Source organism: Kitasatospora sp. DSM 101779 (genome assembly GCF_025655475.1).
Classification (GTDB): Bacteria; Actinomycetota; Actinomycetes; order Streptomycetales; family Streptomycetaceae; genus Kitasatospora.
Genome location: NZ_JAHTIK010000001.1, coordinates 2,214,443 through 2,225,422 on the forward strand (window position 1 = coordinate 2,214,443; position 10,980 = coordinate 2,225,422).

Annotated in this window: 9 protein-coding genes and 2 pseudogenes; 4 read left to right on the plus strand and 7 right to left on the minus strand. The window is 74.6% G+C overall.

Annotation, left to right across the window (positions count from 1 at the left end):
• Positions 1-13 precede the first annotated feature (13 nt).
• A pseudogene (locus KSNIM_RS10305) lies at positions 14-403 on the minus strand (TetR/AcrR family transcriptional regulator C-terminal domain-containing protein); the annotation flags it as partial.
• Here KSNIM_RS10305 and KSNIM_RS10310 point away from each other — a divergent pair.
• A pseudogene (locus tag KSNIM_RS10310) lies at positions 393-929 on the plus strand (amidohydrolase family protein); the annotation flags it as partial. The pseudogenes KSNIM_RS10305 and KSNIM_RS10310 sit on opposite strands and share 11 nt — an antisense overlap.
• A gap of 39 nt (positions 930-968) precedes the next feature.
• On the opposite strand, the gene KSNIM_RS10315 reads toward KSNIM_RS10310, so the two are convergent.
• Both KSNIM_RS10315 and KSNIM_RS10320 read right to left on the minus strand, forming a co-directional pair.
• On the minus strand, positions 969-1,679 hold the full coding sequence (locus KSNIM_RS10315; RefSeq protein ID WP_263102933.1) for a pyridoxal 5'-phosphate synthase: 711 nt from the start codon (positions 1,677-1,679) through the stop codon (positions 969-971).
• 42 nt (positions 1,680-1,721) lie between these two features.
• Complete coding sequence (locus KSNIM_RS10320; RefSeq protein ID WP_411543687.1) at positions 1,722-3,110, minus strand: glutamate decarboxylase; 1,389 nt, start codon at positions 3,108-3,110, stop codon at positions 1,722-1,724.
• A gap of 205 nt (positions 3,111-3,315) precedes the next feature.
• On the opposite strand from KSNIM_RS10320, the gene KSNIM_RS10325 reads away from it, so the two are divergent.
• Together KSNIM_RS10325 and KSNIM_RS10330 are read left to right on the plus strand one after the other, a co-directional pair.
• Complete coding sequence (locus KSNIM_RS10325) at positions 3,316-3,744, plus strand: hypothetical protein (protein WP_263102934.1); 429 nt, start codon at positions 3,316-3,318, stop codon at positions 3,742-3,744.
• An 83-nt stretch (positions 3,745-3,827) separates the two neighbouring features.
• A complete protein-coding gene (locus KSNIM_RS10330; RefSeq protein WP_263102935.1) occupies positions 3,828-4,751 on the plus strand; it encodes a LysR family transcriptional regulator in 924 nt (307 codons plus the stop codon).
• A 4-nt stretch (positions 4,752-4,755) separates the two neighbouring features.
• On the opposite strand, the gene KSNIM_RS10335 is transcribed toward KSNIM_RS10330, so the two are convergent.
• From KSNIM_RS10335 to KSNIM_RS10350, 4 genes are all read right to left on the minus strand, one after another.
• The gene (locus tag KSNIM_RS10335) at positions 4,756-5,175 is read right to left on the minus strand and encodes an acyl-CoA thioesterase (RefSeq protein WP_263102936.1); all 420 of its coding nucleotides are present in this window, start codon (positions 5,173-5,175) and stop codon (positions 4,756-4,758) included.
• Positions 5,176-5,381: 206 nt separating this feature from the next.
• Positions 5,382-7,004, minus strand: a complete 1,623-nt coding sequence (locus KSNIM_RS10340; RefSeq protein WP_263102937.1) for a thiamine pyrophosphate-binding protein — start codon at positions 7,002-7,004, stop codon at positions 5,382-5,384.
• A complete protein-coding gene (gene speB / locus KSNIM_RS10345; protein WP_263102938.1) occupies positions 7,001-7,963 on the minus strand; it encodes an agmatinase in 963 nt (320 codons plus the stop codon). Before speB ends, KSNIM_RS10340 begins: the two co-directional genes overlap by 4 nt.
• A 42-nt stretch (positions 7,964-8,005) precedes the next feature.
• Positions 8,006-9,472 (minus strand): sodium:solute symporter, encoded by a 1,467-nt coding sequence (locus KSNIM_RS10350; protein ID WP_263102939.1) that lies wholly within the window; start codon positions 9,470-9,472, stop codon positions 8,006-8,008.
• 243 nt (positions 9,473-9,715) lie between these two features.
• Here KSNIM_RS10350 and KSNIM_RS10355 point away from each other — a divergent pair.
• On the plus strand, positions 9,716-10,980 hold a 1,265-nt coding region (locus KSNIM_RS10355), incomplete at its 3' end, for a PucR family transcriptional regulator ligand-binding domain-containing protein (RefSeq protein WP_263102940.1).

Genomic DNA, 10,980 nt, shown 5'->3' on the forward strand with positions numbered 1-10,980 from the left:
GGCACGTCCGGGCTCAGCCGCCCAGCAGCCGGCGGCAGTGCTCGACGAAGCCGGCCAGCGCGAACTCGAAGGCCGCGTCGGCGCGCGGGGCGGGGCTGGCCGCGAGGGCGGCGGCGAGCCGGGGGGTGGCGGACTCGTCGCCGACCTCCCACATGGTCTCGGGGGCGGCCAGGTCGAGGGCGGAGCCGAGGACGAGGTTCTCCAGCGCGGTGAGCACCGGCATGACGTCCGGCCGCGCGAAGCCGGCCTCGTCAAGGAGCCCGACCGCCTGCTCGTAGGACGTCAACACCCGCGGTTCCCGGACGGGTGACAGGGTCAGCAGCGGGATGGTGCGGGGGTGCGCGGCGAAGGCCGCCCGGTAGGAGCGGGCCCAGGCGGTCAGCGCGGTGTCCCAGGGCCGGCACCGGATCGAACACATCGAGACCGTCCCGGACAGCCAGCTGCCGCGCTTCGCGGCGCTCGGCGTCGCCGCCTCCATACAGCCCGGCCACACCGGCTACACCCGGGCCGACCACACCGACGCCTGGTCCCTGCGGCTCGGCGACGAACGGGCCGACCGCGCCTGGCGCTGCCGCGACCTGCGAGAGGCCGGCGCCGTCCTGGTGCTCGGCTCCGACTGGCCCATCGCCGGCTACGACCCCCGCGGGGTGCTCGCCGCGGCCCGGCTGCGCCGCCCCGCAGGCGCCCCGGACACCGCCCCCGTCCGGCCCGACCAGGCCCTCACCGGCCTGATGGCCCTGGAGGGCTGCACCACCCACGCGGCCCGGGCCGTCGGCGCACAGTCCGTCGCCGGCCGGATCGCCCCGGGCCTGCGCGCCGACCTCACCGCCTTCGCCGTCGACCCGGTCACCGCCCCCGCCGACGAACTGGCCGAAGCCCCGGTCCTCCTGACCACCGTCGCCGGCCGCATCGTCCACCGGGCGGTCTGACGTTCGTCAACGGCACACGGGGCGGCGACACCGAAGGCCTCACGGCCAGAGCAGGGTGCTGGTCCAGGCGACCCTGCCGGTGCCGAGGCCGGTGCGGGTGTACCGCAGCCGGACGTGCCGCCGGCTCGGGTCGCCCTGCCAGAACTCGACCTCGGCGGCCCGCAGGATGTACACGGTGTGCCCGGCGGCCACCAGCTCCGGGTCGGTGTCCAGCAGTAGCTGGGCCTCGTCGGCCGCCAGGTCGTACGCGGCGAGCGAGCCGAGCGGCTCGCTCTGCCGCCCGACCAGCGAGGCGACCCGGGCACCGGGCGAGCGCCCGCGGAACTCCTCCGCCGAGACGGCCGGCGGGGCGGCCTCGACCGAGCCGCGGACGCGGACCTGGCGGCCGACCAGCGGCCAGTACACGCTGAGCGCGGCCATCGGGCTGAGCGCCAGCTGACGGCCCTTCGGACTGTCCGCCTCGGCGGCGAACAGCCAGGCGCCCTCGGCCGCGTCCACGTCCCGCAGCACCAGTGCCCGGGCGTCCGGCACACCGTCCGCGTCGACCGTCGAGAGTGTCATCACCTGCGGATCGAGCACCCCTGCTTCCAGGGCCTGCACGAGCCAGTCCACGAAGAGCGGTCCCGGCTCGGCCGGTGCCAGGTCGGGGTCGAAGAGCGGCAGTTCGCGGGCCATCGGCGGCCGGTCCCGCAGCATCTCGCCGACCGGACTGGGCCGGTACCTGTCGAACCCGTCGTCGCCCGCCACCATCGGCCTCCCGTTCGCTCGTCCCGACCCCCGACCCCACCGTACTCAGTGGTGGAAACCGACGCGCTCACCCTCGTGCGGATGTCCCTGTTCGAGCCGCTTGATGGCCCGGCGCATGTCCTCGGCGAGCAGCTCGATCTCGTCGCGGTCGACGCCGTGCCGGACCAGGACCCGCTGGATGACCGTCTCCTGGCGGTCCGGCGGCAACGGGTACGAGGGCACCTGCCAGCCGCGCATCCGCAGCAGGTCGGAGAGGTCGTACAGGCTCCAGCTGACCGAGTCCGGGTCGGTGAGCGTCCAGGAGACCGCCGGCAGCGCACCCACACCGTCGTACAGCAGGGTGAAGGGGCCCATCTCGGCGACCTGCCGGCCGAGGTGCTGCGCGGTGTCCGCGCACGCCTGGTAGACCCGCCGGTACCCCTCGCGGCCGAGCCGCAGGAACATGAAGTACTGGGTGACGACCTGTCCGCCCGGGCGGGAGAAGTTCAGGGCCAGGGTCGGCATGTCGCCGCCGAGGTAGTCGACGTGGAAGACCAGGTCGTCCGGCAGGGCGTCCTGGTCCCGCCAGAGCGCCCAGCCGACACCGAGCGGCGCCATGCCGTACTTGTGTCCGGAGGAGTTGATCGAGCACACCCGCGGCAGGCGGAAGTCCCACACCAGGTCGCGGTGCAGGAACGGCGCGATGAACCCGCCCGAGGCGGCGTCCACGTGCAGCGGGACGTCGAGACCGGTCTCCACCTGCAGCCGGTCCAGCTCCGCGGCGATCTCCGCGACCGGCTCGTAGGTGCAGGTGTAGGTGACGCCGAGGATCGCGACGACGCCGATGGTGTTCTCGTCCACGTACTCGCGCAGCTGGTGCGGCTGCAGACCGGTCGCACCCGGCTCCACCGGCACCTGCCGCAGCTCCACGTCGAAGTACCGGGCGAACTTCTCCCAGCACACCTGCACCGGCCCGCACACCAGGTTCGGACGCTCGGTCGACTGCCCGGCCGCACGCCGCCTCTCCCGCCACCGCCACTTCAGCGCCAGCCCGCACAGCATCGCGGCCTCGCTGGAGCCGGTGGTCGAACAGCCGACCGCGTTGGCCCCGTCGGCGCCGGCGGGCGCGTGCCACAGGTCGGCGAGGATGTTCACGCACCGCGACTCGATCTCCGCGGTCTGCGGGTACTCGTCCTTGTCGACGATGTTCTTGTCCAGGCACAGGTCCATCAGCCGGCGGACCTCGTCGTCCGCCCACGTCGTGCAGAAGGTCGCCAGGTTCTGCGCGGCGTTGCCGTCCAGCAGCAGCTCGTTGCGCAGCAGCTGGAAGACCACCGACGGCGGCGCCGGGAAGTCCGGCATCGCCCGCTTCGGCAGCGGCCGCTCGCTGAGCGGCGAGGCGAAGATGTCGACGGCCGGGTCGGCCGCCGGTTCCTGAGCATTGTGCAGAGCCACCGAGGCACCCCTCGCGTCGTCCGACAGCATTTCCCTCGGACCCTACGGGCGTGCACCGGTGCCCGACAGCGGGCGTACTCCATACCGGGCGGGGGCCGCCCCACCTGCGGCGACCCCGGTACCCGGACGGCCCAGTCCCGATTGCCCGGCCCGGCAACCGGACGGACGGTCGGGACATCCGCACGTCTCCGAAAGGGAGATCGCCATGGCCTCCACCTCCGTCCCTCCGGGCCCCGCCGCGGGGGGCCTGCCACCGCGTCAGAACAGCGGCTGGGTCACCGGCCTGGTGCTGTTCGCCGGCGTGGTGATGCTGGTCACCGGTCTCCTCGACCTGTTCCAGGGGATCGTCGCCGTCGCACAGGACGAGCTGATCGTCACCACGCCGAACTACGTGTTCAAGTTCGACGTGACCTCCTGGGGCTGGATCCACATCGTCCTGGGCCTCGTGGTCGCCCTCGTCGGGCTCTGCGTGCTCCGCGGCATGGCCTGGGCCCGGTACACGGGCATCGCGGTCGCCTCGCTGAGCCTCATCTCGAGCTTCCTGTGGCTGCCGTACTACCCGCTGTGGAGCATCGTGATCATCGCCCTGGACATCTTCGTCATCTGGGCACTGGCGGTGTACCGGCAGGACTGAGCGCTCCTTCGCGGAGCGGCCGCGGCACCCCGGGCGGGTGCCGCGGCCGCTCCGTGCTCCGGGCCAGGCCCTAGGCTGCGGGCATGCCCAGAGGTGACGCCCCCGGACCGCTCGACCTCGGACTGCTGCGGACCTTTCTCGCCGTGCACCGCTCCGGCTCCTTCACCGCCGCGGCCGGGCTGCTGCGGCTCTCGCAACCGACCGTCACCGCGCAGATCCGCACCCTGGAGCAGCAGCTCGGCCGACTGCTGTTCGAACGGCTGCCGCGCGGGGTCGCCGCGACCCCGGCGGCCGACGCCCTCGCCGCTGAGGTCGCCGCCCCGCTGGACGCCCTCGCCGCGGTGGCCGACCGCGCCGGCGAGGGCGTCGGCACGCCGGCCGAACCCGTCCACCTCGCCGGGCCGGCCGAGTTCCTCGGCGTCTGCGCCATGCCGGCGCTCGCCCCGCTGATCGGCGCCGGACTGCGGCTGCGCGTCACCGCCGGACTCACCGACGACCTGCTCGCCGGACTGCGGACGGGCCGCTACGACCTGGTCGTCGCCACCTCCCGGCCGCGCGGGCGGACGCTGCACGCCGTGCCGCTCGCCGACGAGGAGTTCGTCCTGGTCGCCGGGCCCGACTGGGCCGCCAGGATCGGTCCCGGACGGGTCGCCGCGGAGGGCCCGGCCGCACTGCGCGACGTGCCGCTGGTCACGTACGCCGAGGACCTGCCGATCGCCCGGCGCTACTGGCGGCACGTGTTCGGCACCCGGCTGGCCGGGCCGGCCGCGGCCGTGGTGCCCGACCTGCGCGGGGTGGCCGCCGCGGTGGCCGGCGGCGCCGGGATCTCCGTCCTGCCCCGCTACCTGTGCGCGGCCGACCTCGCCTCGGGGGCCCTGGTCGCGCTGTACGAGCCGGAGGACCCGCCGATCAACACCGCCTGGCTGGTCGGACGGGCCGGGGCCGGGGAACCGGCCGCCGTCGCACAGGTCCGTACCCGGCTGCTGGCGGCGGCCCCGGCCTGGTGACCCCTCAGAGCCCCAGGGCTGCCGGATCGGAGGCCAGCGCCCGCATCGGCTCGCGCGGGTCCTCGACCAGCCGGCGGGCCGTCAGGTCGAGGAAGCCGCCCACCCCGGTGACCTCGGCGGCGAGGGTGCCGTCCGCCTTCACGACGGCCTGCTCGACACCGAAGGTCTTGCCGCCGCCCCACACGAAGCGGCAGCTGACCGCCACCTCGTCGCCGGCCCGCAGCTCGCGCCGGTAGCGGACGGTCGTCTCCAGCACGACGGGACCGACGCCCTTCGCCAGCAGGTCGGCCTGACGGATACCGGCGTGCTCGAGGTAGCACCAGCGGGCGTGCTCGGCGTACTGCAGGTAGACCGACTGGTTGAGGTGGCCCTGGGAGTCGGTCTCGTAGCCGCGGACGGTCATCGGAACACTGAATTCGGTCATGCTCCGAACAGTACGGCGACACCCCCCAGCGGCGCCGGAGGATTCACGAGGGCGGGGCAGCATTCGAAATGAGGTGGAGCCGCGTCTGGGGCGCGGGGACTGCGCAATCGGGATGCGTCCAGACCCCCGGGAAGGGCCGCGCCCCTGGGGTGGTCCCGCTCAGTCCCCGCGGGGGTCTTGCCCCTGATGTGGCCCCTCGTCGATTCTCAGAGGTGGGTGGGGGCGAACATGCGGAGGAGGGCGGGCAGGACCACCACGGTGGGGCCGGGGGTGGCGAGGGCCTGGGTGAGGTCGGCCCGGAGGGTGTCGGGGGTGGTCGGGACGGCGGGGACGCCGAAGGACTCGGCGAGCTTGAGGAAGTCGGGGCGGGTGAGTTCGGTGGCGGTGGCCTCGCCGAAGGTGTCGCTCATGTACTCGCGGAGGATGCCGTAACCGCCGTCGTCCACGATCAGCCAGGTGACGTCCAGGTCGTGCTGGCGGGCGGTGGCCAGTTCGGCGATCGAGTACATCGCGCCGCCGTCCCCGGAGACCGCGAGGACGGGCCGGCCCGGCAGCGCCGCCGCTGCGCCGAGCGCCGCCGGGAAGCCGTAACCGAGGCCGCCGGCGCCCTGGGCGGAGTGCATGGCGCCGGGCCGGCGGGCGTCCCAGGCGGACCAGGCCCAGTAGCCGAGGATGGTCATGTCGAAGAAGGCCGGGGACTCGTCCGGCAGTGCGGCCCGCGCGGCGGCCAGCACCTGCTGCTCCAACTCCAGCCCCTGGCCGTCGATCCGGGCCCGGACCTTCTTCAGCAGGTCGGTGGCGACGGCCTCGGCGCGGCCGTCCGGCTCCCGTGCGGGGACGGAGTCGGCGAGCGCGGCGAGGGCGAGCCGGGCGTCGGCGTGGATGCCGAAGGCGGGGTGGTTGGACTCCAGCTTGCCGAGGTCGGCCTCGACCTGGATCAGCTGACCGCGCGGGGCGAACGTGTGGTAGTTGCTGGAGAGTTCACCGAGTCCGGAGCCGACGACCAACAGCACGTCGGCGTTCTCCAGCAGGTCGGTGGTGTGCCGGTCCTCCAGCCAGGACTGCAGGGAGAGCGGGTGCTCCCACGGGAAGGCGCCCTTGGCGCCGAAGGTGCTGGCCACCGGGGCGCGCAACAGCTCAGCCAGGCGCAGCAGTTCGTCGGTCGCGCCGGCCCGGACGACTCCGCCGCCGGCCAGGATCACCGGGTTGGCGGCCTCGGCGAGCAGCACGGCGGCCTCGGCGACGAGTTCGGCCCGTGGGACGAGCGGGCGGGGTTCGGCGCGCAGGCCGGTGACCCGGGGCACGGTGGTGGGTGCGAGCAGCACGTCCTGCGGGATCTCCACCCAGACCGGCCCGTACGGGGCCGTGAGGGCGGACTCCCAGGCGGCGGCGAGTGCGGAGGGGATCTGCGAGGCGGTGCGCGCGGTGTGCACGGACTTCACCACGTCGCGGAAGCTGGCCTGCTGGTCGACGAGTTCGTGCAGGTAGCCGCGGCGGCGGCCGCCGAGCCCGGCGGACGGGATCTGCGAGGAGACGGCGAGCACGGGTGCGGAGGCGGCGGCGGCCTCCTGGAGGGCGGCGAGCGAGGTGAGGGCGCCGGGGCCGGTGGAGAGGAGGAGCGGGGCGACGGTTCCGGCGGTGCGGGCGTAGCCGTCGGCGGCGAAGCCGGCGTTGTTCTCCACCCGCAGGCCGACGTAGCGCAGCCGGGAGCGGCGCAGGGCGTCGAACAGGCCGAGGGCGTGCTGGCCGGGGAGGCCGAAGACGGTCTCGGCGCCGAGGTTGGCGAGGGACTCGACGACCAGGTCGCCGCCGTTGCGGACGTGGGTCATGCGCGCTCCTCGGCGATCCGGCGGGCCATCAGGGTGGTCAGCTCGTAGGCGGTGTGCGAGGCGGCCACGGAGGTGATCTCGGCGTGGTCGTAGGCGGGGGCGACCTCGACGAGGTCGGCGGAGACGATGTTGCAGCCGGCCAGTCCGCGGAGGATCTCCAGGAGTTCGCGGGAGGTGAGGCCGCCGGCCTCGGGGGTGCCGGTGCCGGGGGCGTGCGCGGGGTCGAGGACGTCGATGTCGATGGAGACGTACAGCGGGCGGTCGCCGATCCGTTCGCGGAGCTGCTGGGCGACCTCGTCGACGCCGCGACGCATCACGTCGGCGGAGGTGACGATGCCGAAGCCGAGCTTCTCGTCGTCGGTGAGGTCCTGGCGGCCGTAGAGCGGGCCGCGGGTGCCGACGTGGCTGAGCGCGGAGGTGTCGAGGATGCCCTCCTCGACGGCGCGGCGGAACGGGGTGCCGTGGGTGTACTCGGCGCCGAAGTAGGTGTCCCAGGTGTCGAGGTGGGCGTCGAAGTGGAGCAGGGCGACCGGGCCGTGCTCGGCGGCGACGGCGCGCAGCAGCGGCAGGGCGATGGTGTGGTCGCCGCCGAGGGTCATCAGCCGGGCGCCGGTGGCGAGCAGGTCGCGGGCGGCGGCCTCGACGGTGTCGACGGCCTCGTTGATGTCGAACGGGTTGGCCGCGACGTCGCCGGCGTCGGCGACCTGGGCGAGGGCGAACGGCGAGGCGTCCTGCGCCGGGTTGTAGGGCCGCAGCAGGCGGCTGGCCTCGCGGATCGCGTTTCCGCCGAACCGCGCGCCCGGCCGGTAGGAGACCCCGGTGTCGAACGGGACGCCGACCACGGCGATGTCGGCGCGGCCGACCTCGTCCAGGCGGGGCAGCCGGGCGAAGGTGGCGGGGCCGGCGTAGCGCGGGACGCGGGACGAGTCGATCGGGCCGCGCGGTTCGGTGGTGCTCATGGATTCCTCGGGAGGGTCGGTGGGTGCGGTGGCGGGGTGCCGTCAGGCGGCGGCGGGGACGGCCTCGGGCTCGGCCGGGGTGCGGCCGTCGAGGCGGTCGCGCCAGCGCTCCAGCAGGCGGGCGTCGGTGGGCCGGGTGGCCAGGCTGACGGCCAGGTAGGCGACCAGGCTGGCGCCGAGGCCGTAGTAGATGGGCTCGTTGGCGAGGGTGCCCTTGACCACCATGAGGGTGATCACCGTGACGCCGCCGGCGGTCATCGCGGCGAGTGCGCCCGGCAGGTTGCCGCGGCGCCAGACCAGGCCGCCGAGGATCGGCACGAGCAGGCCGCCGACCAGCAGGTTGTAGGCGACGGTGAGGGCCGCGAGGACGTCGTCGAGCAGGCAGGCCAGGCCGATGGAGACGGCGCCCAGGACGATGATCGCCAGCCGGTTGGAGCCGACCTCGTCGTGCTCGTCGCCCTGCGGGCGGACCTTGCCGCCGCGGGTGCGCAGCCACTGCCAGATGTCGTTGTTGGCGACGGTCGCGGAGGCGATCAGTGCGCCGCTGGCGGTGGACATCATCGCGGAGAGCGCGGCGGCCAGCACCAGGCCCTTCACGCCGGTCGGCAGGGTGGTCTTGACGATGGTCGCGAAGGCGCTGTCGGCGCCGGCGAGCTGCGGGTGCAGGGCCTTGGTGGCCATGCCGATCACGGCGCCGGCGAGGCCGTAGACCAGGCAGTAGACGCCGGCCACGGTGCCGCCGTACGAGGCGACCTTGTCGGTGCGGGCGGTGAACACGCGCTGCCAGATGTCCTGGCCGATCAGCATGCCGAAGGTGTAGATCAGCACGAAGGTGAGGATCGACTCGCCGCCGATGGACCCGAAGGAGAGGTAGCCGTCGGGCAGCTTGTCGGCCATGGCGCTCCAGCCGCCGGCCTTGACGACGGCGATCGGCAGCAGCAGGACCAGCACGCCGATCGACTTCACCACGAACTGCACCATGTCGGTGAGGGTGATCGACCACATGCCGCCGAGCGCGGAGTAGCCGACGACGATGGTGCCGCCGATCACCACGGCCGCCCAGCGCGGCACGTCGAAGAGCACGTCGAAGACGGTGGCGTAGGCGATGGTGGAGGTGACCGCCAGCATCAGGGTGTACACCCACATCACCACGCCGGAGATGACGCTGGCCGCGTCGCCGTAGCGCAGCGACAGCATCTCGGCGACGGTGTAGACCTTCAGCCGGGCGATCCGGGCGGAGAAGAGGATGCTCAGGGCGAGCAGGCCGAGGCCGATCGCGAAGACCATCCAGGCGCCGGACAGGCCGTAGGTGTAGCCGAGGCGCACCCCGCCGATGGTGGAGGCGCCGCCGAGCACGACGGCGGCCATCGTCCCGGTGTACATCAGCGGGCCGAGGCGGCGTCCGGCGACCAGGAAGTCGCTCTTGGAGCGGGCGCGCCTCCTGCCCCACCAGCCGACGGCGACGATGCCCGCCAGGTAGCAGGTCATCACGACGTAGTCGATGGCCATGTGGTCCTCCGATCCGGCCGCCGCGCTGCGGGTGCGGGGCCGGGGTGCTCGTGGGGGACGGCTGCCGCGGCCGGACGGGGGCCGGCCGCGGCGCCGGAGGGGGGACGGGTACGGGCCCGCCGCTGGGCGGCGTCCTCGGCCCGTGCTGAAACGGTAGGGGGAGCACCGGGGCGGTTGAAGTGTCGAATCCGTCCATTCTCTATGCTTCGAGTGGAGGAACTGTCCATCAGAGGGAGGCTGGGCATGTCCGCACCGCCCGTACCGGCGGCCCCGCGCGCCCCTGAGCCGGGTACGCCCGCCCTGCCGCTGCGGGTGCTGCTCGGCGCACCCGGCCTCGGCCTGGAGCAGATCGCCGGGCCCCGCGACGACCGGCTGATCGGCACCATCGGCACCACCGAGCTGCCCGAGCCGGCGCCGTACCTGTCGGGCGGCGAACTGCTGCTGACGGCGGGCGTCCGCTTCCCGCCGACCGCGGAGGCGGTGGACGCGTACGTGCGCAGCGTCGCCGCGGCCGGGATCGCGGCGCTCGGCTTCGGCATCGCGCCCGTCCACGACGAGGTGCCCGCCGTGCTCGTCGAGGCCTGCGAGCGGCATGCGCTGCCGCTGGTCCGGGTGCCGCCGGCGACCCCGTTCGTCGCGGTCAACCGGGCCGCGTACGCGTTCATGGCCGAGGCCCGCAGCCGCGACCTGCGGCTGGTCTCCGAGGCGCAGTCCGCCCTCGCCTCGGCCGCGGCCCGGCCGGACGCCCTGCAGGCCGTGCTGCACCAGCTGGCCGTGCGCACCGGCTCCTGGACGGTGCTGCTGGACGCCTCCGGGCAGGAGCTCTTCGCCGCCGGGGAGCGCCCCGCCGCCCCGGCACCCCGGCAGCTGCGGGACCTCGCCGCCCGCACCGCCGCCCGCCTCGCCGGGCGGCCCGGCCGGATCGCGCCGCCGACGGCAGCCGCCGAGCACCTCGAAGGACGCCACCTCACCGTCCACACCCTGCCGGGCGGCCTCGCCCTCGGCATCGCCGCCGACACTCCGCCGAGCAGCGTCCACCGTTCGGTCACCGGCGTGGCCGCCGTCCTGCTCGCGCTGCTCACCAGCCCCCGGCACGCCCTCGGCGCCGACACCCGCGGCTCCGCCGCCCTCGTCCGGCTGCTGCTCGGTGCCGCACCCGCCGACGTCGCCGCCCTGCTGCAGCCGGACGGCGCCGCGGACGGCCGCTGGATCGTCGTCGCGGGGCGGCGCACCCGGCCGGGACCCGGCGACGACCCCGTCCAGGTCGCCGCCCTCGGCACCGCCCTCGGCACGCCCTACCTGGACGTCTCGGGCAACGAGCTGAGGGCCCTCGTCCCGGGGCCCGCCGCCCCCGATCCGGCCGCCGCCGTCCGGCTCGGCTGGACCCTCGGCTTCGGCGCCCCCACCGGGCCGGACGGACTCGGGCACGCGGCCGTGCACGCCGACCGCGCCCTGCGGCGGGCCCTGGCGGCCGGGCGGGGGGCGGCGCGGCAGCGCGACGAGGCGCC